This is a genomic window from Caballeronia sp. dw_19, assembly GCF_018449515.1.
Classification (GTDB): domain Bacteria; phylum Pseudomonadota; class Gammaproteobacteria; order Burkholderiales; family Burkholderiaceae; genus Caballeronia.
The window spans coordinates 21160-45565 of record NZ_JAAVUQ010000009.1; the positions used below are offsets into that span (position 1 = coordinate 21160).

At 61.3% G+C, this 24406-nt stretch carries 21 protein-coding genes; 10 read left to right on the forward strand and 11 right to left on the reverse strand.

Going from position 1 to position 24406, the window contains the following annotated elements:
• Positions 1–88 precede the first annotated feature (88 nt).
• Positions 89–1777: an acid phosphatase gene (locus tag HB376_RS14730; RefSeq protein ID WP_213764408.1), complete on the reverse strand. Its 1689-nt coding sequence runs from the start codon at positions 1775–1777 to the stop codon at positions 89–91.
• A 386-nt stretch (positions 1778–2163) separates the two neighbouring features.
• On the reverse strand, positions 2164–2982 hold the full coding sequence (locus HB376_RS14735; protein WP_213764590.1) for a sulfite exporter TauE/SafE family protein: 819 nt from the start codon (positions 2980–2982) through the stop codon (positions 2164–2166).
• Positions 2983–3135: 153 nt separating this feature from the next.
• On the opposite strand from HB376_RS14735, the gene HB376_RS14740 reads away from it, so the two are divergent.
• The 3 genes from HB376_RS14740 to HB376_RS14750 all read left to right on the forward strand — a co-directional run bounded on the left by HB376_RS14740 (position 3136) and on the right by HB376_RS14750 (position 7267).
• Complete coding sequence (locus HB376_RS14740; RefSeq protein ID WP_255631354.1) at positions 3136–5484, forward strand: amylo-alpha-1,6-glucosidase; 2349 nt, start codon at positions 3136–3138, stop codon at positions 5482–5484.
• 292 nt (positions 5485–5776) lie between these two features.
• On the forward strand, positions 5777–6643 hold the full coding sequence (locus HB376_RS14745) for a glucose 1-dehydrogenase (RefSeq protein ID WP_213764409.1): 867 nt from the start codon (positions 5777–5779) through the stop codon (positions 6641–6643).
• A 45-nt stretch (positions 6644–6688) separates the two neighbouring features.
• Positions 6689–7267, forward strand: a complete 579-nt coding sequence (locus HB376_RS14750) for a GNAT family N-acetyltransferase (RefSeq protein WP_346730497.1) — start codon at positions 6689–6691, stop codon at positions 7265–7267.
• 26 nt (positions 7268–7293) lie between these two features.
• Here HB376_RS14750 and HB376_RS14755 read toward each other — a convergent pair whose 3' ends face one another.
• On the reverse strand, positions 7294–8340 hold the full coding sequence (locus tag HB376_RS14755) for an aldo/keto reductase (protein ID WP_213764410.1): 1047 nt from the start codon (positions 8338–8340) through the stop codon (positions 7294–7296).
• Between the two features lie 370 nt (positions 8341–8710).
• Between HB376_RS14755 and HB376_RS14760 the strand changes: the two genes are divergently transcribed.
• Complete coding sequence (locus HB376_RS14760; RefSeq protein ID WP_213764411.1) at positions 8711–9703, forward strand: AraC family transcriptional regulator; 993 nt, start codon at positions 8711–8713, stop codon at positions 9701–9703.
• Between the two features lie 91 nt (positions 9704–9794).
• On the opposite strand, the gene HB376_RS14765 is transcribed toward HB376_RS14760, so the two are convergent.
• Positions 9795–10031, reverse strand: a complete 237-nt coding sequence (locus HB376_RS14765) for a hypothetical protein (RefSeq protein ID WP_213764412.1) — start codon at positions 10029–10031, stop codon at positions 9795–9797.
• 288 nt (positions 10032–10319) lie between these two features.
• Complete coding sequence (locus tag HB376_RS14770) at positions 10320–10757, reverse strand: hypothetical protein (protein WP_213764413.1); 438 nt, start codon at positions 10755–10757, stop codon at positions 10320–10322.
• Between the two features lie 240 nt (positions 10758–10997).
• Here HB376_RS14770 and selD point away from each other — a divergent pair, with 240 nt between their 5' ends.
• The gene (gene selD, locus HB376_RS14775; protein ID WP_213764414.1) at positions 10998–12062 is read left to right on the forward strand and encodes a selenide, water dikinase SelD; all 1065 of its coding nucleotides are present in this window, start codon (positions 10998–11000) and stop codon (positions 12060–12062) included.
• Positions 12063–12136: 74 nt separating this feature from the next.
• Positions 12137–13057, forward strand: coding sequence for a cation diffusion facilitator family transporter (locus HB376_RS14780; RefSeq protein ID WP_213764415.1), 921 nt, complete (start codon positions 12137–12139; stop codon positions 13055–13057).
• An 84-nt stretch (positions 13058–13141) separates the two neighbouring features.
• On the opposite strand, the gene HB376_RS14785 is transcribed toward HB376_RS14780, so the two are convergent.
• On the reverse strand, positions 13142–13456 hold the full coding sequence (locus HB376_RS14785) for a hypothetical protein (RefSeq protein WP_213764416.1): 315 nt from the start codon (positions 13454–13456) through the stop codon (positions 13142–13144).
• Between the two features lie 138 nt (positions 13457–13594).
• Between HB376_RS14785 and HB376_RS14790 the strand changes: the two genes are divergently transcribed.
• Entirely contained in the window at positions 13595–16192 is a 2598-nt protein-coding gene (locus tag HB376_RS14790) for a mechanosensitive ion channel domain-containing protein (RefSeq protein WP_213764417.1), read from the forward strand.
• On the opposite strand, the gene HB376_RS14795 is transcribed toward HB376_RS14790, so the two are convergent.
• A complete protein-coding gene (locus HB376_RS14795; RefSeq protein WP_213764418.1) occupies positions 16117–16497 on the reverse strand; it encodes a hypothetical protein in 381 nt (126 codons plus the stop codon). The two genes, HB376_RS14790 and HB376_RS14795, sit on opposite strands and share 76 nt — an antisense overlap.
• Positions 16498–16846: 349 nt before the next feature.
• On the opposite strand from HB376_RS14795, the gene HB376_RS14800 reads away from it, so the two are divergent.
• From HB376_RS14800 to flhC, 3 genes are all read left to right on the forward strand, one after another.
• Positions 16847–17893: a purine nucleoside permease gene (locus HB376_RS14800; protein ID WP_213764593.1), complete on the forward strand. Its 1047-nt coding sequence runs from the start codon at positions 16847–16849 to the stop codon at positions 17891–17893.
• 674 nt (positions 17894–18567) lie between these two features.
• Positions 18568–18885 carry a flagellar transcriptional regulator FlhD gene (gene flhD, locus HB376_RS14805; protein ID WP_047845882.1) on the forward strand — a complete coding sequence of 106 codons (318 nt, stop codon included), beginning with the start codon at positions 18568–18570 and terminating at the stop codon, positions 18883–18885.
• Positions 18886–18900: 15 nt separating this feature from the next.
• A complete protein-coding gene (gene flhC, locus HB376_RS14810) occupies positions 18901–19560 on the forward strand; it encodes a flagellar transcriptional regulator FlhC (protein ID WP_213764419.1) in 660 nt (219 codons plus the stop codon).
• 157 nt (positions 19561–19717) lie between these two features.
• On the opposite strand, the gene HB376_RS14815 is transcribed toward flhC, so the two are convergent.
• From HB376_RS14815 to HB376_RS14830, 4 genes are all read right to left on the reverse strand, one after another.
• Positions 19718–20833: a succinylglutamate desuccinylase/aspartoacylase family protein gene (locus HB376_RS14815; RefSeq protein WP_213764420.1), complete on the reverse strand. Its 1116-nt coding sequence runs from the start codon at positions 20831–20833 to the stop codon at positions 19718–19720.
• A 310-nt stretch (positions 20834–21143) separates the two neighbouring features.
• Positions 21144–21935 (reverse strand): lysine/arginine/ornithine ABC transporter substrate-binding protein, encoded by a 792-nt coding sequence (locus HB376_RS14820; protein ID WP_213764421.1) that lies wholly within the window; start codon positions 21933–21935, stop codon positions 21144–21146.
• 372 nt (positions 21936–22307) lie between these two features.
• Entirely contained in the window at positions 22308–23237 is a 930-nt protein-coding gene (locus tag HB376_RS14825; protein WP_213764422.1) for a LysR family transcriptional regulator, read from the reverse strand.
• 119 nt (positions 23238–23356) lie between these two features.
• Positions 23357–24376 (reverse strand): GlxA family transcriptional regulator, encoded by a 1020-nt coding sequence (locus HB376_RS14830; protein ID WP_213764423.1) that lies wholly within the window; start codon positions 24374–24376, stop codon positions 23357–23359.
• Positions 24377–24406: the final 30 nt, after the last annotated feature.

Here is a 24406-nt window from a genome sequence, read left to right on the forward strand (position 1 = left end):
TGTTGTTGGCAGCTCAGGCGTTGGCAACCCAAGCGTCCGCAGTTCAGGGAGTTGCAGCTCGGGCACTTGCAACTCAAGCGTGTGCAACTCATGCGAGATCGAGCGTGGCCGTCATGTCCCCTAGCGGCGCTTCGCCGTTTGCCGCGAATGCCCGGTCGCGCGCGACCACGCCGTCAAGCGGCACCAGGTCGTGGACGCGCGTGATGAAACGCAGGATGGAGTTCGTGTCGTAGACCGTATGGTCGACGAGCCCCTTCTTCGCGAACGGCGCAATCACCAGGGCTGGAATGCGCGACCCGGGTCCCCATCGATCTCCTTTCGGCGGCGGCACGTGATCCCACCAACCACCGTTCTCGTCGTGCGTGATGATGACGACCGTGCTTTCCCATTGGGGGCCGCGCTGGATTCGCTCGACTATGTTGGCGAGATGCCGGTCACCCGATTCGACATCGGCATAACCCGCATGCATGTTCAGATTGCCTTGCGGTTTGTAGAACGTCACAGCCGGCAGCTGGCCCGCGTCAATGTCCGCAATGAGTTTGTTGGTCGACGGATCGTCGCCCAGACCGGCGTCGCGCAAGTGTTGCGTGCGAGCCTCGGTACCGGGCGCAAAGCTGCGGAAATAATTGAACGGTTGGTGGTGATACTGGAAATCGGGAACCATGCCCGTGTCGCGATGCGTGAGCGCATAGTCCCAACCGCCGCTATACCACGCCCAGTCCACGCCTTTGTCCGATAACCGGTCGCCGATGGTGGCGTAACTCTGCGGCGGCAGCACGCGATAATTCGACGGGTCCGCCAGCGCCGGATCGCCGCCTTCCGCCGGGCGGACGTTACTCGGCTGATAGGGCGGCGCCATTGTGTTGACCGCGTAGCCGTCGGCTGTGAGCGCGCCGTCGTTGACGTAGGACGGGGGGCCATCGAGTGCAGATGCCGGTGAATCGGCCGCGAGTTTCAGGCGTGTGCCCAGCGGATCGTTTCCATCCAGGACGGACAAGAGCTTTTTAGCCGGACCGTTATGCGCATCCGGATAAAACGGAGCCTGTGCCGAAATCAGATAAATATGATTGAGCCAGGAACCCCCAAACGCGGCCATGAAGAAGTTGTCGCACAGCACGTTTTGCCGGGCGATGTTCCAGAGCTTCAGCGAATCAGCCGAATTGCGGTAATGCCCCATGACCAGGCCGCCGGAATCGCCCCATGCCGCGAACTGGTTATTGCGGCCCGCGTTGATCTGCATCTGGTTCTGATAGAAACGGTGCACGAGGTCGCGTGTGATGACGCCGTTCGGCAGCGGTTGCCCCTGCGCGTCGACAAGATGGAACGGTCCGTTCGGCACGCCGTCGATCTGCTTTTCCGAAATCATGTAGCGCTTGCCATCCACTTCCTGCGCTTGCGGCACGAGGCCGCCCCAGATTTTCGGCAGCACAGGCATGGGCGTGCGCCCGTCGCGGTCTAGCTGCACGTAGCGCGACGCCGGCACGGCTTCCAGCGGATATTGCACGCCGGGATAGTTACCCCAGAGGTTGCTGAAGCTGCGATTTTCCGCGTAGATCACGACAATATGGCGGACCTGCGCCTGCAGCGTTTTGTCGAACGCGATATCAGCGGCCGTCTTGGGCGTAGCCGGGCGCGAGTCAAAGAGATTACAGCCGCTCAGCGACAATCCGGTAAGGCTGGCCAGGCCGACCCCAGCCGCAAGCAGGCGGCGGCGCACGGGATCGTGGGGCAGGTCGGACGCGGGTTGTTCGTCGCGGGGGTCGTCTGTGTGGCTCATCGTTGCTCCTGGATGTCTGGCGGCTCATCAATGTGCTTATTGATGTAGCTAAATAATGTGACTCAATGATGTAGCTAAATAATGTGGCTCGTCAAAGTGATCCAATCTTGAGGCTGACTATTCTGAATCAAAGCATTGAATCAAACCCGCGATTCAAGGCAATGCCCGAGCACAGGACGGCTACCCGGCCACATATGGCGAAGAGCGCCTGCGCGTTGTTTCATCGCCCTTCGTCTATCTGAATCTTGCCCGGAAATGCACGGTTGCCGATAGCTGACCGAACGGCCTATGCGCCCAAAGAATAGGTCGGCCCAGACGTCATAGGCCGTTCGGCCGACTGGAAAGCGTCACGCTGGGCGACTACTATCGTTCGAACTGTCCGGGAATCAACTGAGTACCAGTTTCACGCCGACAATCACCAGCGTGGCGGCCAGCACGTTGCGCAGCAGCACCTCCGGCGCCCGGGAGGAAAGCATGCTGCCCAGCACGATCCCTGGCAGCGAACCCACGAGCAGGGACAGCAGCAGGTCCCAGTTGACGGAACCGAGCAGCCAGTGGCCGGTCCCCGCAATTAGCGTAAGCGGAACCGCGTGCGCAATATCCGACCCGACTATTCGCGCAGTCGGCAAACGCGGGTAGAGGAGCAACAGGACGGTCACGCCAATGGCGCCCGCGCCGACCGAGGTGATCGACACCAGCACGCCCAGGATTGCGCCGGTCAGCACGGTCCAGGCCACGGTGCGGGTTTCACGGCTCGCCGCTCCTGGTTTTCCGCTTGCCTCGCGGGCCATCCCGGTCTTGTAGGCCAGGCGCGCGAGTTGTGGGCGGAACACGAGCGAGACAGCGGTAACAAGTAGCGCGGAGCCCAGCACGAGCTGGATCACCCGGGCGGCGGCGGGGGTGTTCAAACCGTATCGGTTGAGCAGGACCAGGGTGATCGCCGCTGCAGGGATGCTTCCCGCCGCAAGCCGGCCGGTGATACGCCAGTCCACGGACCCCCTGATGCCGTGGACCAGGGTGCCGGCTGTCTTGGTCGCGGCCGCGTAGAGCAGGTCCGTGCCGACCGCGGTGGCCGGGTGGATGCCGAACAGGAGCACCAGCAGCGGCGTCATCAGCGAGCCGCCGCCCACGCCGGTCAGGCCCACGAGGAAGCCGACAGCCAGGCCGGATGCTGAATACAGTAAGTCGATGTGCGGAAAAGACATGCGGCGGGGAGAACCGGTTGAATGAGCGTCGGTCGAAAAACGGTCGATGATAGCGGGTCCACGGTGCGCTTGCCTCCGGTCCGCGAAAATTGATTCGCAGGCTCCGGCCGTACAATCGGCCGGGTGTCCAGGCAACTCTTTCAGGAAGGTGTAATGGAAACGAAGGAACAACAGCAAGCAAAGCAGGCGCTCAGCGACCGGCACGCCAGTGATATCGCTCGCGACCCTGCCCATGACGCCGCTCATGACGACATGCCCGACCCGATCCGCAGTACGGCCGGCGTTCGCGAGGTTCCTCCGTCGACGCCCGTCGACAACACGGACGGCGCATTTATCGCGACCGAACATACGAACTACGCGAACGAGCGCCAGTTCGTGCTCAAGGCCGGCAACACCTTCGTGGTCAACGACGCAAACGGCGACATCCGCGGCAATGACGACGGTCTTTTCGTGAACGACACCCGCGTGTTGTCGCAGTTGCGCCTGACCTTCGGCGGACGCTCGCCGTCGCTCCTGTCCGGCAGTGTGTCCAGCGACAACGCCGTCTTTACCGCGCATCTGACCAACCGGCCGCTGCCGCCTATCGGCGGGGCGACCACGCCCGAGGGCGTGATCCACGTCGAGCGCCGCCGGGTGTTGTCGCGGCACGTGCTGCACGAAGCCATTGTGTTGACCAACTACGGAACCGAACCGGCCACCGTGCCGCTTTCGATCAATTTCGCCGCCGACTTCCACGACATGTTCGAGGTGCGCGGATCCACGCGCCCGAAACGAGGGGCAATGCGCGAGCCGTGCATCGAAGATGGCGAAGTCGTGTTGCGCTATACGGGTCTGGATGAGGTCGAGCGGACCGCGCGCATCCAGTTTTCGCCTGCACCGCATTCGCTCTCGGTCAATCGTGCGGATTACGTGCTGCGGATACAGTCGGAAACGGCCATGTCGATCTACTTGTCGATCACGGCCGTTACGCACGCGTTGAGCGACGCGAGCGCGGAGAGCAAGAAGATCGCAGAGGAAGGCGCTGAATGCGCGCCGGAATCGGGGCGCCCGGCCATTCGCGAGGCACTTGTCGATGCGCATCGGCGCATGCGCGAGCGGCGGCGTTCGGTGGCGCGCGTGCGTTCGAGCAATCCGTTGTTCAGCGAATGGATCGATCGTTCGCTCGCCGATCTCGGTTTGCTGACGACTGATCTCGAAACCGGACCGTATCCGTACGCAGGCATTCCATGGTTTTCCACGGCTTTCGGCCGCGACGCCATCATTACTTCGCTGCAGATGTTATGGATCGATCCGTCGCTTGCCCGTGGCGTGCTGCGGTTTCTCGCGGCACATCAGGCCCGCGAAGACTCCGCATTTCGCGATGCGGAAGTGGGCAAGATCATGCACGAGACCCGCAATAGCGAAATGGCTGCTACGGGCGAAGTGCCGTTTGCGATGTACTACGGCGGGGTCGACAGCACGCCGCTGTTCGTCGCGCTGGCCGGCGCATACGCCGAGCGAACCGGCGACACCGCGTTGATCGACGAATTGTGGCCAGCCCTGCAACTGGCCGCGCAATGGATCGCACGCCATTGCGACAAGAACGAATTCGGCTTGCTGAGCTACCAGCGCGCAACGGAAGCGGGGCTTGCCAACCAGGGATGGAAAGACAGCGGCGACTCGGTGTTTCACGCCGATGGCAGTTTCCCGATCGGACCGATCTCGCTGGTCGAAGTCCAGGCCTATGCGTCCACCGCGTTTGCCACCATGGCCCGCTTCGCAAGGCGGCGCAACGCGCCGGAGCAGGCGCTGGACTTCGAGCAACGCGCGCAAAACATCCGCGAACGTGTGGAGACAATGTTCTGGATGCCCGAGTCGGAGTTCTACGGTATCGCGCTCGACGGCAAGGGCGAGCTGTGCAAGGTGTTGGCGTCGAATGCGGGACACTTGCTGGCCTTTGACCTGGTCGAACGCAGCCGCGGTGAAGCCGTCGCGCGCCAGCTTGAGTCGACCCTGTTCAACACCGGCTGGGGCGTCCGCACGCTGGCAGCAGGCCAGCCACGCTTCAATCCCATGTCGTACCACAACGGCTCCGTGTGGCCGCATGACAGCGCCATGTGCGCTCGCGGGCTCGCACGCTACGGTGACCGCGGCGGTGCAGTGCGCCTGTTGCAGGCACTGTTCGAAGCGGCCGTCACGTTCGATATGCGCCTGCCCGAGCTGTTCTGCGGCTTCACCCGGCAACGTGGCGAACGGCCGATCGGCTATCCGGTCGCGTGCTTGCCGCAAGCCTGGGCGGCCGGATCGCCGTTCATGATCCTGGAGGCCTGTCTCGGGGTCACGATCGACGCCGAGCACGAGGAGGTGCGTATCGACCGGCCGCAGTTGCCTGATGGCATCGATTGGCTGGAGATTGGCGAACTGAGGGTCGGGAACAAAACCGTGTCTATAACCTTTCGGCGAGTTGGAGGGCAAGTCGTGCCGTCTATCGAAGGCGATATCCGGGTGGTCGCGGTGCTTTAACCGCACCGCGAACGCTTGACCATCGCTTAGCCGCTTAGCGCACTGGCGAGGTATCGCGCAAAGGCTATATCTGGAATGGGGATAAAGGTCCTGGGCCGCCTTTTCCATTTCCAGGCGATATCGTTCGCCCGGTGAACGGGTTCATGCCGGATGGTGCTGCCGGCGGAATTGCCCCAAAGCGGCCGCCTACCCACATGCGCCGCTAGCCGGAGCCAACGACCATCCGCCGCTCTCCTGGGTCCGTTGCTTGCTGAAACCCGGTCTTCCATCATCGTTTTTAGGGAGACCGCACATGGCCCAGATTTCATATCCCAAACCACCCTTCCCGGAACAGCACCAGGACTGGCAACCCGGCCACAGCGCGCCGATGAATCCCCCGCCCGATTACGGCGAGAAAACCTACAAGGGCTCGGGCAGGCTTGCCGGCAAAATCGCACTGATCACGGGTGCGGACAGCGGCATCGGCCGCGCGGTGGCAATCGCGTTTGCCCGTGAAGGCGCGGACGTCGCAATCGTCTACCTGAACGAGCACGAGGACGCGAAAGAAACTGCCCGCTGGGTCGAGGAAGCGGGCCGGAAATCGCTGCTGCTGCCCGGCGATATCACCGACCCCTCGTTTTGCCGCGAGCTGGTCGCGAAGACGGTGGAGTCGTTCGGGCGCGTCGACGTGCTCGTCAACAATGCCGCTTACCAGATGGTCTACGACAGCCTCGAGGACATCAGCGACGAAGAATGGGACAAGACCTTTTCGACGAACATCGGCGCGATGTTCCGGATCACGAAGGCCGCCTTGCCGCACATGAAACCGGGCAGTGCGATCGTCAACACGACGTCGGTGAACGCGGACAGTCCGAATCCCGGATTGATCGCGTATGCGGCCACGAAAGGCGCCATCCAGAACTTCACGGGCGGCCTCGCGCAGTTGCTGGCGGAGAAGGGCATTCGCGCAAACGGTGTGGCGCCGGGGCCGATCTGGACGCCGCTGATTCCATCGACGATGAAGCCGGAGCAGGTCAGGAATTTCGGCTCGCAAGTGCCGATGAAACGTCCCGGGCAACCAGCCGAACTGGCTGCGGCGTATGTGATGCTGGCGTCCGATGAAGCGAGTTATATCTCCGGCGCGACCATCGCGGTGACGGGCGGCAAGCCGATCATCTAGACGCGAGGCTTGGGGCAAACGGGGCTTGGAGCGGACGCGCCGTGCGTGCGAAACTGGCGCTTTAACGCCAGCAATCACGACGCGCCGCTCAAGGTACCCACGCTCATGCCCATGCCATTCACCATCCGCCGTCTGACTGCCGCCGACGCCAGTGCGTATCGCGATATCAGGCTCGAAGGGCTCGCCCGACACCCCGATGGTTTCGGCTCGGCGTGGGAAGATGAAGCTGAACAGCCGCTCGCGTGGTTCGAACAACGGATCGTGAATGCTGCCGTGTTCGGCGGGGTCTTAAACAACGAAAGCGAGTTGGCGGGCGTGGCCGGCCTGATGGTGCCGCAAGCCGCGAAACAGCGGCACAAGGGCGCGCTGGTGGGCATGTACGTCCGCCCGGCCGCTCGCGGAACGGGATTGGGGCTTGCCCTCCTGCAAGCCGTCCTGAGCCACGCCCGCACGGTGGTGGAAGAGGTTCAGCTGACGGTTGCGCCGCATAACGAAGCGGCGCAACGGCTGTATCGCTCGGTCGGATTCGTTGAATACGCGCGTGAACCGCGGTCGCTGAAGATAAACGGCAAGTATCAGGAGTCGGTACTCATGACCTTGCCGTTTCAAACCATCGTTAGCTAATCAGCCAGCTAACAACCAACTAACAACTAGCCGCCGCTCGATTCCCGCAGCTGATTCAAGCGATATTCGCCCTGGCGAGCAAACATCCAGCCCGGATATTCGCTAGCGAGTTGGCTGACTTCATCGAGTGCGGCGAGTTCGTCGTCGTTCAGTTTGACTTGCGTCGCCGCAATGTTGTCGTCGAGTTGCTCGACCCGTTTCGCGCCGATAATCACGCTCGTCACCGCCTTCTGGTGCAACAGCCACGCCAGCGCGATTTGCGCCACGGTGACGCCCTTGGCTTCGGCCATCTGGGTCATGGCGTCGATGCAATCGAACGCGCGATCCATGTTCACCGGCGGAAACGAGAAGTTCGTGCGCCGGCCCGGCTCCGTCGAACTGCCGTCGCGCTTGTACTTGCCGCTCAGCAAACCGCCCGCGAGTGGACTCCACACCATCAGGCCCAGGTTTTCGCTTTTGAGCATCGGGACGATTTCACGTTCGAGGTCGCGCCCGGCAATCGTATAATACGCCTGTAGCGACTCGAAACGCGCGAGGCCGAGCCGCTCCGAAATGCCCAGCGCCTTGGCGATCTGCCACGCCGCCCAGTTCGATACGCCGATATAGCGGACATGGCCGTGCTGCACGAGGTTGTCGAGTGCGCGCAGCGCTTCTTCGATTGGCGTGGCGGTATCGAACCCATGCAGCTGATACAAATCGATGTGATCGAGTTGCAGGCGTTTCAAGCTCGCCTTCACGCCGTCAATGATGTGATACCGCGACGCGCCGCGTGAATTGATGCCTTTCGTGCCGGTTTCGCCGTGGATCTTGGTGGCGACCACCACGTTTTCGCGAGGCACCTTCAGGTTCTTGAGCGCCTGGCCGGTGATGACCTCCGATGTGCCGTCGGCGTAGACGTCGGCGGTATCGATGAAGTTGATGCCCGCATCCAGCGCCCGGCCGACGAGTTTGTCCGCGTCCGCCTGTTGCAGGCCGCCAATATTGGTCCACATGCCGCCTTCGCCGAAGGTCATGGTACCGAGGCACAATTCCGAAACGAACAAGCCGGTATTGCCGAATTTTTTGTTACGCATGCTGGGTTCCTTAGAATTCGTCCTTGGACTGGCGGCCTCTAGACTTCACCGTCGGCCGCTTCACGGCGGAACGACCGTTCGGTGTTTCAGCAACGCCGCGATTCAAGCAGTATCTGCCTATGCCGCTGCGCCCGGCTAGCCTGATCCTGTCGGATCATTGCCCGATCCTGCAAAGGCCGCGCATGGCTCTGGGCGAAAATATGCAGGCGCGAGTAAGCTGAGTGCCATACGCCGGCAGCGTGCGGTTACGTGTAATTGCGTGTAGTTGATCGCGATTGGCATCTGGCTGACGGCAACCCTTCTCCATCCTTGCAAGACTGTGACCGTTCCTGGGCAGCAGCCGCGCAAACAAACTCACCCACTGCGAATCATGGCCCTGAATGAGACGGCGGATTCCGCCATCGACCCTTTGAACCACGCTGATCACGCTATCAACGGCGGTGCGTCTGCGCCGCTTGATCCGGGCCTCGATCACGCCCGGCTCGATCTCGTCGCGTTGCTGGACCGCTTCACCGCTGACACTACTGGCACGTGCCAGACAGCGGTGCACGGTTTGTTCCTGCATCGCGTCGTGCATTGCGGCGGCCCAAGCCATGGCATCCAGACGCCGGCGCTTGGCGTGATCGCGCAAGGGTCGAAGCGGATCATGGTAGGGGACGAACTGTATGTGTACGACCCCATGCACTATCTGGTTTCATCGGTGGATTTGCCGGTGATGGGGCAAGTGACCGGCGCGACCGAGGACAAACCGTATCTGGGCATGCGGCTTGACCTCGATGTCGAGGAAATCACCAAATTGATCGGCGATGAAAGCCTGCCGCCGTCGACGCCCGCGGACGCCTCGCGCGGCCTCTATGTCAACCGGCTCGGCACGTCGATGCTCGACGCCGTATTGCGCTTGCTGCGCCTGCTCGATACACCCGAGGACATTCCGATTCTCGCACCGCTGGTCAAGCGCGAGATCTTGTATCGGTTGTTAATGAACGGTCCTGGCGCCCGCTTGCGCCAGATCGCACTGCAGGACAGCCAGACACAGCGCATTGCGAAGGCGATCATGCTGCTGCGCCAGCACTTCGATCAGCCGCTGCGCGTGGAGTCGATCGCCCGCGACGTGCATATGAGCGTCTCGTCATTGCACCATCATTTCAAGGCCGTCACGGCGATGAGCCCGCTGCAATACCAGAAGCAGTTGAGGCTTCAGGAAGCGCGGCGCCTGATGCTGATCGACATGACCGATGCAGCGACAGCGGCGCATCGCGTGGGATACGAGAGCGCATCGCAATTCAGCCGCGAGTACAGCCGCCTGTTTGGTGCACCGCCGTTGCGCGATACCCGCAAATGGCGCGAAACTGCGGGCGCTTGATCAAGGTTCGGCGCGCCGCATTCACGAGGCTGAAAACGGAAAAAGCCAGGGACGTCCCTGGCTTTTTCGTCTTTAACGCCTGCGCGACCGGTCAATAGTAACGATTCGGAGGGCCGTAGTAACGCGGTGCGTGATGGCGTTCCCACTCGCGCCTTTCCCAGTAGCGATGCCCGTCGTAATACCGGTCGCCGTGCCAGCCGCGGCTGTCGACATGAACGTAGCCGGGGTGGAAGTGGTCGTCGGCGGACGCGGTGTTCGTGAAGCCGAGACTCGTTGCTGCCGCCACCGCGAGCGATGCGGCTGCCAGGCCTTTTCTGACTGTCAACATGATGGTTTCCTTCGCGCTTGTTGTTCGGCGTGTTCCGCGGTTTAGTACCGGCCGTAGTAGTCGTGATGGTGGTATCCGCCATCCGGCACGACGATACAACCACCCAGGGTGCTGCCGAGGAGTACTGCGAGCGTGACTAGAATCGCTAATCGTTTCATGGGTTTCTCCAAATGAAATCCGTGAAATCAATGTAGCGATTAGCTAAATGACAAGCCGTTTGCGTTTGTAAGGAAAAGTGTGGCCGGAAATATTCGGGAGAGGCAGCGAAGGCCTGATCCCCTGGCGCTGTTACCGAACGATCCTGGGCCTTACATTTGGGGTGAGCGAAACACCGACCACACGGCCGTCGCGCACGCCGCAGCTGCTGTCAACGCGCGTCCATTGCGACTTTCCGCGAATTTTGGCGAACGCGCGCATGGCGATTACTTCGTCTACGGGAATGGGATTGTCCGCGCTGAAGATAGGGGTGTCGTTATCGATCTTCGCACGCAGTACACGCCGGTCGGGGACCATGAACGTGTCGTACCTGGGCGTCAACGCCACCCATCGATCGAACGCCGCCACGCAGCGGATCACTGGTTCAGGGACGTGCATGCGGGTCAGGTAAGCGTAGTCTTCCTGCGGGGAGGCAGGCGATTCCTGAGCGTGACTGAGTTGGCTGAATGGACCGAATGGAAACAGCGACGCGCAGAGGATCAAGCCGAAAACAAGAGGTAAAGATTTCATGCGGGGAAAGGTAAAGGGAAAGGTACAGGCACAGGCACGGGGCGGTTGACGGGTAACGTTGAAAGACGGCATCGGACCGTGGCTCGAAGTGTACCGCGTGAGCGGTCGCACGATGCGTTTCAATATTGACGCGGACTACGCGCCGTGGTCACCAGAATGGCGGGTTGATCGCGATTGCCACTTCCGGACGCGACAACCACCATAATATCGGTCACACGCAACTTTGCCGGATAACCGCGAATGACTGACATCAAGCTGAATGCAACCCCGTCACCCCGATTGACCAGCCTGTCCCACGGCGGCGGCTGTGGCTGCAAGATCGCGCCGGGCGTCCTTGCCGACCTGTTGAAACGCAGCGTGCCATTGCCGTTCTTTCCCGACTTGCTGGTCGGTAACGACACCGCCGACGACGCGGCGGTTTATCGTTTGAACGACGAGCAGGCGATTGTTGCAACCACCGACTTCTTCATGCCGATCGTCGATGACCCGTTCGACTTCGGCCGTATCGCGGCGGCCAACGCACTCTCCGATGTCTACGCCATGGGCGGCAAACCGATCCTCGCGCTCGCGCTCGTCGGCATGCCGATCAACGTGCTGCCGCACGAGGTGATCGCGGCCGTGCTGAAGGGCGGCGAGTCGATCTGCGCCGAAGCGGGCATCCCTGTCGCGGGTGGTCATTCCATTGATTCCGTGGAGCCTATTTATGGCTTGGCGGCGATCGGCATCGTGCATCCGAAGCGCGTGAAACGTAACGCGTCGGCTCGCCCCGGCGACGTGCTGATCCTCGGCAAGCCGCTTGGCGTGGGCGTGTTGTCTGCGGCGCTGAAGAAGGATCAACTCGATGCCGCCGGCTACGCCGCGATGATCGCCGCCACGACCAAGCTGAACCGCCCGGGCGCGGATCTGGCCGCACTCGACGCCGTGCACGCCCTCACCGACGTAACCGGCTTCGGCCTGCTGGGCCACACGCTGGAACTGAGCCGTGGCGCCGGGCTGACGGCCCGCCTGCGATACGCCGACTTGCCATGGCTGCCCGGCGTGGAGGCATTCGCGAAAGCGGGCGTGGTCACGGGGGCATCGGGCCGCAACTGGACCGCCTACGGGCAGCACGTCACGCTGGCGTCGTCATTGCACGATGTGGCACGAAGCCTGCTCACCGACCCGCAGACTTCAGGCGGCTTGCTGGTGTCATGCGCGCCGGAGGCGGTTGACGAAGTGCTCGCCATCTTCCGTGCGGACGGCTTCGATCAGGCGGCGGTGATCGGAGAAATGATCGATGGCGAAAGCCGCGTGGAAGTCGTTTAGCGCGCTTGTGGTTGGTTCATTGTTGATGTCCGTAGAGCGTCCCTGACCCGCTTCTCACTTCCGCCAGGAGCACGATGAAAGAAGAATCGCCGAAAGCCATTTTCTACGCGCTCGCCGCCAACTTTGGCATTGCTGTCTGCAAGTTCGGGGCGGCTGCGTTCACCGGTTCCGGCTCCATGTTTGCCGAAGCCATCCACTCCACCGCCGATTGCGGCAATCAACTATTGTTGCTGGTGGGACTCAAGCGTTCACAGGCCCCCGCCGACGTGTTGCATCCGCTCGGTTCGGGCCGCGAGATCTACTTCTATTCCATGCTCGTCGCGCTGCTGCTGTTCTTTGTCGGCGGCGCGTTTTCGGTGTACGAAGGCGTGCATCGGATTGCCCGGCATGAAGTGGTGAGTAACCCCATTGTGGCGCTTGTCGTGCTGGGGATATCGGTCGTGCTCGAGTCGTTTTCCCTGGCCGGCGCATTGCGCGAGATCCGCAAGACGTCGGGGAAAAAGTCTCTCTGGCGATGGTTTCGCGAGACGCGCGAGTCCGAACTGATCGTGGTCACAGGCGAAGATGTCGCAGCCCTGGCGGGTCTTGCCATTGCGTTTTGCGCCGTGCTCATGACCATGATCACCGGCAATCCCGTCTACGACGCAGCGGGGTCGATCGGCGTCGGCCTGCTGCTCATGGTGATCGCATACCTGGTCGCCCGCGAAGTGAAGTCGATGATCGTCGGGGAATCGGCGAGTCCGGAAGTGCGCCGGGCTATCGATGCGCACTTGCGCGCGCGCCCGGAAATTGTTCGCGTGATCAACCTGATTACGCTGCAGTGGGGCAAGCAGATCGTGGTGGCCGTGCAAGCGGAAATGGGGGACTACGACAGCGGCCGCGCGATGGTCGATGCCATCAATGTGATTGAAGCGGACCTGCAGCGCGCGTTTCCCCAGGCACGCTGGGTCTTCTTCGAGCCGGATATTCCCCGCGTGGCCGAGGCGCGTGCTTGAGCGCCGGCGAGCGCCGGCGAGCGTCGCGATAAGCCGTCCAACCATGGTTCCACTAAACTGCACGACGTCGCACAGAATCATGCATCACGGCAAATGAGCCGGTGGCCGATCATAGTGCGGTCGCGGGGTATCGGGTGTCGCGGGAAGCTGGGTGTCGCCGCTGGCGGGAAGTTGCGTGGTGCCTTCGTCCGGCGGCGCGACGCTGTCTACGTGCTTGGTAACCTTCGCAGCCGAGGGCGGGATGGGCTTCGCGGCCCGCTCAAGGTTGGCGTGTTCAGCGGCGCATACCCGCCCGGGCGCAAGAAGTGCTGGCAGCAGTCCGGTCGCCGACAGCAACATGGCGGCGCCGGACAGGGCAACTCGCATGGATCGCAAGGATCGCGTAATTTGGACGTGCATGCCCATATCCCGTAGTTTTGATCTGATGTTTGTTGCACGAACCATTCCAGCTTGAGAGTGAACACCGCAGGTTCAATCGCGCTGCAGGCCGGGCGCATCCGTGGCGGTTTTCCCTAACCGAGTTCGTCATCCTCGCCTATGCGCAAAATTGTTCTCGTCGTCTGTCTTTTTGTCCTGAGCGTTCTGAGCGGCACGCTTGCATCTGCCGCGAATGCGGCCGCCGGCGCGGCCAGCCCAGCCCTTGGCTCATCAAGTGTCACCCTGACGCCCGAACAGGCGCGTGCCGCGCTGGCGGTCCTCAACGACCCCGCACGCCGCAGCCAGGTCGAGGACACGCTGCGGGCCGTCGCGGCTGCCGGAGCGCTTTCTACGCCTGTGCAGGCCGCCTCAGGCAGCCCGGCCCCGGCGGCGGCCGCTTCGGCTGCGAGCGGTGCATCGGGCGCGGCGAGCGTGCTGGCCAAGTCGCTGACGAGCAACGGGCTGGCATCGCAGATCTCGCATGAGGCGGGTTACTGGCTCGTGGAACTCAGCAGCGGCCTGCGCCGTTCCGTCACCGCGCTGCTCGACTACGGCTCGGTCATGCAGTGGTGGCACGAGCGCGCTGCCACTGCCAGCGGCCGCGATCTGATCGGCCAGGTGATCTGGTCGATCTCGATCTCGTTGTTGCCTGCACTCTTGCTGGAATACCTGAGCTCGCGATGGCTGCGCCGGCCGCGCGAGCGAATCGCTGCCCGCGGGATCGTGGATGTCGATGCAGCCCAGCCGGAACTGGCGAAGGAAGAGCAGGCCGCAGTGCACGCCGAAGCCGTGGCCGAGCGTTCGGGCAACGAGGCGGCTATCGAGGTCGCCGAGCACAAGACCGATACCGCCCGCGGCGTACGTCATGCAGCGCGGCACTGGACTTTGTTGCAACGGCTGCCAAGCGCCATTCTTCATAGCTTGCTCACGTTGCTGCCGCTGCTCGTATTCGTGATCGCCACGACTGTGCTGATGTCTGTTTTCATCGACGACAGCACGCCGCAAGGCCGTTCCGTCGGCGCGCTGATCGACGCGTACCTGGTGTGCCGCGGCATTGTGATCGCGTGCGGGTTCTTCATCGCGCCTCGCGCGCCGGGCCTGCGCCTGATCCAGATCAGCGACGATGCCGCCCGCTTCGCACAACGCTGGCTGGTGCGGCTTGTGTGGGTGGCGGGAGCGGGCTCGGCGTTCGCTGAGGCAGCGGCGCCGCTGGGCATGACCGACACCGCTCATGACTCGATCCTGAAGGTGGTCGCGCTGGTCGTGCACGTGCTGATCGCTATCGTGATCCTCAAATGCCGCGTGCCGGTTGCGGTCTGGATTCGCGAGAGCGTCAGGGGACGTCGATCATTCGTACTGCTGGGCAATTGGATTGCTGATGCCTGGGCCGGGCTCGCGGTATTTTTCGTGCTGGCGCTGTGGTTCGTCTGGGCGCTCGATGTACGCAACGGGTATCGCACATTGTTTCATCTGTTCGGCATCTCGGTGCTCGTGCTGGTCGCGGCGCGCGTGGTCGCAATTGTTGCGTTCGGTGCGCTCGGCCGTATTTTCCATACGGCCGGCGGCGAGGAGGACCTGTCGAACAAGTCGATCGTGCATCGGCACGCTTACCGCTATTACCCGCTGCTGCGGCGTGTCGTGCGGACGGCTATCGTCGTGGTTACCTTGCTGACGCTGCTGCAGGTCTGGGGGCTTCACGTCCTGACGCTGTTCTCGTCGGGCGGGGTGGGCCATCGGCTTGCATCCGCGCTGATTACCATCGGGGTCGCCGCCGCGTTCGCCGTCATCGTGTGGGAAGGCGCGAACGTGATGGTCGAGCAACGTCTGGAAACGTGGACCACGAGTGGCGACAGCTTGCGGGCCGCGCGTCTTCGAACTCTGCTGCCAATGATGCGCAGCGCGCTCTTTATCGTGATCGCGATGGTCGTCGTGATGACGGGATTAAGCGAGATCGGTGTCAACACCGCGCCGCTGCTCGCGAGCGCGAGCATCTTCGGCGTGGCGCTTGGTTTTGGTTCGCAAAAGCTCGTGCAGGATCTGATCACTGGCATCTTCCTGTTGATGGAGAACGCGATGCAGGTCGGCGACTCGGTCACGCTCGCGGGGGTCTCGGGGACAGTCGAGTACCTGTCGATCCGCACGGTGCGTTTGCGAGGCAGTGACGGCTCGCTGTTCACGGTGCCGTTCAGTTCGGTATCGACGGTGAACAACACGAATCGCGGCATTGGCAATGCCGCGGTACGCGTGAGCATCGCCCTTGGGCAGGACGTGAACCTGGCGGCGGATACGCTTAACGAGATCGGGGCGTCGCTGCGTGAAGATGATGCGTTCAAGGACGGCATTCTCTCCGACTTCAGCCTGTGGGGTGTAGATGCGGTAGATGGGTCGAGCGTCACGCTCGCCGGTCAGATCCAATGCCGCGACAGCGCACGCTGGGGCGTGCAGCGTGAATTCAACCGGCGCATTGTGGACCGCTTCACGGAACGGGGCATTGAGATAGCGAATCCGCAGCGCAATTTCGTGATCGTGAAGGGCGGCGATGCGGGTGAACTGGCTGCAGCCTTCAAGGGAGATCAGCGTGGCGATTGCTCAACCGATACAACCGATACGGCTGTGAACGTGAATGCGAACGCCAATGGCGATCAACGCGGCGAGCGCACCATCACCGGCGAGCCTTCGAACTTGCCGCCCGAGCGTTCGAAGCCCAACCGGCCATAAAATGCTTCGAGCGCGGCGCTGTCGGGTGCGGCGTGATCGATGGAAGGCGCGGCGGGGCCTTCTCCTTTCTGCGTGAGTGGCCGTGGCACGAGTGAAAGCATGACCCCGTGCCTGTCCGCCAGCGCGACCAGCCGGTCCATGGCCACGCGTGCATGTCCCCGATGGTGTTCTCCTTCGGACCACAGGGCCTCTAGCGCGACGGCGCAGTCGCCGGTAGCCTCGAGCCACATCTCGACGTGCTGGCGGTCCTCGACATGGCTGGCGTGAAATGCATCGATCATTCGTGAAGCGGCGGTGTCGGACATGGGCGCCTTGCAGGGAAGTGGACTCAACAACGAGCAAGCGAAACAGCAAGACGAGTGCTTGATGGCCGCTACCGGAACATTTTATGCTGCTTACAACGGCGTCCTTCGTCCTTCTATAATGCGCTCAACACACGCACGCACGGTCGTCCGGCGGTGGCACGGACGAGACGGGCGTGTTGTCCCGTCCGGCATCTTGCCCGTGTGTTTCACCTCGCGTCCTCCTTCCACTTACGGTGCCGCCCAGATGAAATCGATCGTCCGTTCCCCGCTCGGCCTGCTCCTTCGTTCTACCCGCAGCCGTACTTGCATCGTCACTCACATTCCCTCACGAATCCCGGCGTTGAGCTTTATGGCCGCGATGGCTACGCTCTTGTTCAGCGCGTGTGAGCCAACGTTTGCGCAGGGCCCGGATAGCTCCCAACGTAGCGCCAACGGCAATGGCCGCGGCCAGCCCGTCAAGGTCATGATCATTTCCATGTTCGGCCCTGAGGCGCAGGTCTGGCTTAACAAGCTCGGGCCCTGGAAGGCCATTCGTGTGGCCGGCCTGTCTCCGGACTATCCCGTTGTGAACTGCAACCGTCAGGAGGTCTGCGTGATGACCACCGGCATGGGGCATGCGAACGCGGCTGCTTCGCTGATGGCGCTCACGTTCTCCGACAGATTCGATCTGCGCCGTACCTATTTCATGATCGCGGGGATCGCGGGCATCGACCCGATGCAAGGCACGCTCGGGTCTGCCGCGTGGGCAAAGTATCTGGTCGACTTCGGTATCCAATGGGAGCTCGATGCGCGCGAAAAGCCCGATAGCTGGCCGAGCGGTTATCTCGGCATCAATACGAAAAGCCCTGCCGATAAACCCCCGCTTGATTACAAGACCGAGGTGTTCCGGCTGAATCCGGATCTCGCCGACGCAGCTTATGCGTTGTCGAAGAACGTGGTGATGTCCGACAACCCCGAAGCGCAGGCCGCGCGCGCCAGGTTCAGCTATGCGCCGGCGAACCAGCCGCCCAAGGTGATCCAGTGCGACACGCTGGCGAGTGATACGTGGTGGTCGGGCAAGGTCATCGGCGAGCGGGCGCGCGACTGGACGAAGCTCGTGACTGGCGGCCAGGGCGTGTATTGCACGACGCAGCAGGAGGACAACGCGACTTACGAGGCGTTGTCGCGTGCGGCGAGCGTGCATCGCGTGGATTTGAAGCGGGTGGCGGCCCTGCGTTCCGGCTCGGATTTTGATCGGCCCCATGACGGGCAATCCGCCTCCGATAATCTCCTCAATTACGCCGCCCAGGGCGGTTTCGCGCCGGCTATCGACAACTTGTATCGGGCGGGGAATCCGCTGGTACAGGAGATTGCAACGCACTGGGCCGAATGGCGCGACGGCGTACCGCAACACTAGCGGCGCGAAACCCGCAGCCCACCGCCCGTCCTCCGCATCAGCGCTCTACGGGACGAGCGGCGGCACGGAAGAAGGATTTTCTATCGATACACTTGCCTTCATAGCTTCCGCAGACGCTGTTACAACTCGGTGCAACATATTCCTTCCGGCGGTCATTCGGACGTTCCGTTAGTCAAATTTCCGCGTCAAAAATGTAAGCAGGGTGACAGTTTTTATCCAAGGGTTTTCCTGCGCCGCAATTCCGGGGGTTCGTTGACCGGCTGTTACAACTTCGCCATTCCTCGCAATCCGGTTAATTCGTCGGGCATATCAACCGACTATCCGGCACATCCGTTTTTTCCCCACGAAATCAATCGTCAAGAAAACCCTCTGTCAATTGATCCGGCCCATTTCGCTTCAAAATAGTTGCCATGAACCGGTCACATTTTCCTGTTACATCCTCGGGAAAAAATTACCGTTTCTCTTTGTTGTTTTATGGAAATTTATTATTGAGATGTTCTTGATTTCCCGCAGCGTGGTACTTACAATCCGTTTCACAGTGTTGTTACAAGATGTAACTCAGTGAAACAAAGTTTAAACGTAGCCCGACAGAACAAACGTTTGGCTAGGCAAAAAAGATAGCCGGCAAGAATGCCGGCAGGGTGCTCGGGGTTTATATCGAACGCAGGAAAATCATGAACGGTCGCGAAACGCTGGACTCGATTCGAGAAATCAACTTGTCGTACATCATGCTCGCGCAGCGCATGCTGCGAGAGGACCGTGCCATCGGGATGTTTCGACTGGGTTTGTCTAAGGAACTCGCCGACCTTCTGTCCGGGCTGACGCTCGCGCAGGTTGTCAAACTGGCGGCTTCAGACCAGTTGCTGTGTTTTTTCCGTTTCAACGATCACACCATGCTGGCTGCACTCACGTCGCCCGCGAAGCATGCGGATATCGCGCCGACGCACGCAGCCATCTTGCTGGCCGGCCAGCCAGCAGAACAGTTCCTCTAAGCACGAGAGCGCGCCATGCTTAAGAAGAGCCTCACCGAAGATGCACTGGAAGTTTTCCGCGCGATCGCATTGATCGAACTCGGGGCGCGGATGCAGGTGCTCGAAAGTGAACTGACACTGTCGCGTGACCGGATGATCCGGTTGTATCGCGAGGTGAAGGGCGTATCGCCGCCGAAGGGCATGCTGCCTTTCTCGGCTGACTGGTATATGACGTGGCTCGCGAACATCCACGCTTCACTCTTCTACAACACGTATGCGTTCCTGAAGAAAGAAGCAGGTTGCTCGCACCTCGATGCCCTGACGAAGGGGTATCGGTTGTATCTCGAACATTGCAGGAATAGCGATGTCGAGGCGGTACTTGATTTAACGCGGGCCTGGACCCTTGTGCGCTTTTTCGATGCGGGCATGCTGCAGCTCACGAAATGCTGCCGCTGCACTGGAAAGTTCATCGCGCACAAACATGATTTGCAAGAAAACGTGGTGTGCGGGGCCTGCCAGCCGCCGTCACGCGCGGGGAAGACCAAGAAAGCGGCGGCCGCCCGTCAGGCGAGCCTTGAGACCGCGCTGGTGGAGTTGAGTAGGGTATCGACTAACGAAGTGCCGGAACCGACGGTGCTCGAACACGTGGCGATGTTACAGCCGCGCACAGAAAGCCTGATTGCACAGGCTGCTTAGGCGGTAGTGGACCGGTGGCCCCGAGGACCATCATTCGATGGGGTGGCCGCAGGACCCGCTGCTGTTTTTTAAGGTTTTAAAGGGGTGTTGGATTTTTTGGGGCTACCGAGGTTGGTAGCCCTTTTGCTTTTCCAGGGGACGCGGTGCGCTCCAACCCCTATGCCGACAACAACGACCCTGTCCTGTATGCAGTCGCACTGGCGACGCGAGCCACCTCCATCCCCGCGGTAGCAAACCGTGCAATCTGCCGCGCATACAACATGCCGGAGGTCGTGCAATTCAAAGGCGTAACGGTATCGGTCAGCGGATCGACCACATCGGCAATTGCATCGCCGGCCTTGACCAACGCCCCGACCTTCGCGCGAAACACCAGCACGCCGCTCACAGGCGCAACAATAGGTTCGGCGCCCGCAAGCGGCGTCGCTGGATAGGAAAGCGCCGGCATGGCGGGCGCAGTCGCATCGATCACGCCACGATGCATCAGGTAATTGATGATGCCCTGCGCGTCAGCATCGGCGAATTCATACGACACGTCGTGCTGGCTGCGCAGTTCCACCGTCACCGAAATACCGCCATTGGGCACTGGGAAACGATCGCCAAACCTGGCTCGCAGGTCCGACCAGCAGAAACTGTGAATCTCGTCGAACGGGTTGCCCACCGAATTCAACGCCAGCAGCGACGCCTTCGAATCCAGATATCGCGCCAGCGGCTCGACTTCGTCCCAGATATCCGGGTTGGTGTAGAGGTGCAGCGCCGCGTCGAGGTCACAATGCAGGTCGAGCACGACATCGGCATCGTAAGAGAGCTTTTGCAACGCAAGGCGCTGCGACTCGAGCTCGGTTTGCGGTTTTTGCTCGTCCAATGCATCACGCATCGCGCGGCGCACAGCAAGCTTGTTGGCATTGCTGTCCCCAGACAGCAGGCCTTCTATACGCGGCGCGATCAGCGCGGCCAGGTCGTGGAAATTGCGGTTGAAGTTGTGGCCGCTGTTCAGCTCGAAACGCCCGAGCAACGTGCCATGCATGTTCTGGTTCAACCCGATCGGGTTCGATACCGGCACGATCACCACTTCGCCGTGCAGCTTGCCTGCCGCTTCGAACTCGGCCAGAAGGCGCCGCAGACGCCAGGCGACCAGCATGCCGGGAAGTTCGTCGGCATGCAGCGAGGACTGGATATAGATCTTTTCGCCGCCGCCCGGGCCGTAGTGAAAGCTCAGGATATTGCGGGTGGTGCCGATAGACGGCGAAATCAGGGTGTGCGTTTTGGTTTGCATGATTGTCGGTGCACGGCGCTCGGATACGCGTCGCGCTTGGGAAAAGTGTCGGCGTGTTCAGGAGAGCGGGGCGGAACGTTCGCGACGGCCACCGGGTTTTGCTGCGCGCCCGTGGCGCCGGTTATTACCTGCGAGTAGCTGCGGCGCCGCCTGCCCCAGACGCACGATCTTAGCTGAAAACGACAGCATTGCCGCGCCAGGAGAAAAAGACGCTGAAAACAAAACGGGCTCCGCGTTTGTCGCGGAGCCCGTTTTCTCAAGCGCTCAAGCTGTGTCCGGAACGCGTTCCGGACACAGGTTCAGGGACTGCTTAGCTGCCGTACACGTCGAAGTCGAAGTACTTCTTCTCAAGCTTCTTGTACGTGCCGTCCTTGATGATCGAGGCAATTGCCTTGTCGATCTGTGCCTTCAGGTCGGTGTCTTCCTTGCGCAGGCCGATACCCGCGCCGTTGCCAAGGATGGTCGGATCGACCAGATCCTTGCCCACGAACTCGTAACCCGTACCGCGCGGCGTCTTCAGGAAGCCAACTTCAGCTTGCACGGCGTCTTGCAGCGCTGCATCGAGGCGTCCAGCTTGCAAGTCGGCGTAGACGCCATCCTGGTTCTGGTACGGCGTAACCGTTACACCCTTCGGCGCCCAGTAGGTCTTGGCGTAGGTTTCCTGGATCGTGCCTTGTTCCACACCGACCGTCTTGCCCTTCAAGCCATCGGCTGTCGGCAGGATGCCGCTGCCCTTCTTGGCGATCAGGCGGGTCGGCGTGTTGAACAGCTTGCTCGAGAACGCAATCTGTTCGGCGCGTTGCGGCGTCATGGACATTGACGACAGCACGCCGTCGAACTTCTTCGCCTTCAAGGCCGGGATCATGCCGTCGAAATCGTTTTCCACCCATACGCACTTCGCATGCAGGCGCGCGCAGATTTCATTGCCGAGGTCGATATCGAAGCCGACCAGCTTGCCATCCGGACCTTTCGATTCGAACGGGGCGTAAGAGGCATCGACGCCGAAACGGATGGTCGAGTAATCCTTCGCATTGGCGGTGACGGAAGTGATCGATGTGACGGCGAGCAAGGAAATCGTCAAAGCCGCGAGCAGTTTTTTCACTGTTTTTACTCCATAGGTGGTCAGTACATCCCGGATAGGTCAGTACCCGGGTTCGTCCGGCGTGAGGCCCCTCGGCACCGGACAGCGAGCATTCCGCGGATTGTGTCCGCAATAGAACCGCAGCAGGTTACCAAGCCAAAAAAATAAGGGAGTTGGTGAAAATCCCGATAGCTAATCTTGCAACCCTTGTGCGGTCAGGCATTTGAGCCTGTGCAGGCAATTGAATCAATTTTCGTGCAACGCGATTGTAAGTCCGATTGGTGAATCAGATGATGAGTCTCGTCATGAAACGTGCGTAGCGCATCTAGTGCGAGTGCGGTGGGCAAGGCGTTGCAAGCCCTTTGCTTGAGCGACACCTCGCAGGCCAGGCTGTTACGAGGTCAGGTCTTCTATCGGCGTGCCCGTCAATGAAACGATGAAGTCGAAAAACGCCCTCACTTTGGCCGGCAGATGATGGCGCGACGGATAGGCAGCATAGAGAGGAAAGGTCTCGTCGGGCCAATCGGGAAACAGGTCCACCAACCGGCCGCTGGCCAGCAATTGCTCGGCGCCAAGCGCGAGGACTTGCGCGACCCCGTGTCCTGCGAGACAAACGCCGTGCATTGTCCCGACGTCGTTCGCGCTCAGGCGTCCCCGGGCGGCAATAAGGACTTTCTTCTTGCCGCGATGAAATTCCCACTGGAAGGGGCGCCCGGTTTCGGGATCGCGGAAATGGATGCACGTATGCGGCTCGCGTTCGAGATCGGCCGGGACGAGCGGGCGGCCATGTTTCTTGATGTACCCCGGCGACGCCACGGTAATGACGCGTGTATCCAGCAACTTGCGCGCGATCAGCGTGGATTCACGCGGCTGGCCAAAGCGAACGGCGAGGTCGAAACCGTCTGCGACCATGTCGCCAAGCTGATCGCGCGTGATCAGGTCGAGTTGCAGTTCGGGGTATTTTTCGACGAACGCACCGAGCCGCGGTCCAAGAAACAGACGCGAAAAGAACGGATCGATATTCACGCGCAAGCGACCGCGCACCGCGGTCGCTCCTTGCGAAGCGGACGCCGCCGCTTCTTCAAGTCCGCTTAGCAGCGGCACGATCTGCTCGTAGAAACGCCGCCCTTCGTCCGTGAGCTTGACTGAGCGGGTAGTACGGTCGAATAGCCGGATACCCAGCCGGGCTTCGAGTCGCGCCACCGAGCGGCTCACGCCGGATTGCGACATATCCAGCGCTTCGCCGGCGGCGGCAAAACTGCCGCTGTCGACGATCGCGCTCAACACGCCCATGCCGTTCAGCATCCGTTCGTCGAAGCTCATGCACATGCTCTCCTGTCATTAATCGGCTGGAGCTCATGCTATCGCGAAATGAGTGTAATGGTGGCGGAGTGGGCGATCGGACACGCAGCGTAGTCGACGAGTCACATGCCTGCCGACAGTCAAACCTTTTCGGGAACCTTGGTCTGCCTAAGCAAGGTTCCTGGACTCGACATATCGCTCGAACGAAAACGCTGCCGGTATTCCATCGGGCTGATATGAAGACGCTTGCTAAAGGTTCGCCTGAGCGTGTCGGCGCTTTCGAATCCACATCGGCGCGCGATGCTTGAAACCGGATGGTCGGTGCTTTCCAGATATCGCCGGGCGGCATCGATGCGTGCGTCATTGAGAAAGGTCATCAGGCTGACGCCGCACTCCTTGCTAAAGACACGGGACAGGTTGCGCGCGCTCATGTTCAGCCGCTGCGCAAGAGACGCCACGGTGTGCGGCCGATGGAGATTATCGAGCAGGTACTGCTGAACCGGCTGGATCTGTGAATCGGCGGCAGCCTGCGTTTCCAGGAGCGGACTGAATTGCGATTGCCCACCCGCGCGCCGCACATACACAATCAGGTACTTCGCTACGTCCAGCGCCATCTTCCTGCCGAAATCTTCCTCGATCATGACAAGCGCGAGGTCGATGCCCGCCGTCACGCCGGCGGTCGTATAAAGACCGCCGTCTTTCACATAGATCTGATCCGGTTCGACTTTCGCTTTCGGAAACATGGCGGCGAGTCTTGCCGCATCCATCCAGTGGGTCGTCACGGTCTTGTGATCAATCATGCCGGCCGAACCGAAGGCGAATACTCCGTTGCAAATGGCGGCAATACGACGGCTGATGCGACGTTGCTTCAGCAGCCATTCGCTGAGCGTGGAGTCTTCCAGGACCTCAAAAATGCCGAGACCGCCCGGGATGATCACTGTATCGAATTCAGGGCAGGGGTCGAAGATCGTCCTGTCCGGCACGACCGTCAAACCGCTGGACGAGAGCACGGATCCGCGCGTCGTGCCAACGGTCAGCATTTCGTACTCACACTGCCCCTGGCTCAGGATACGGACCTCGGCGAACGCATCTTTCGGCCCGGCGATATCGAGCAACTGGAAGCCGGGAAACAACACCATGGCGACGGTGATCTTGCGCATATGCGGGTCCGATGAATTCGGGGTCCGGGC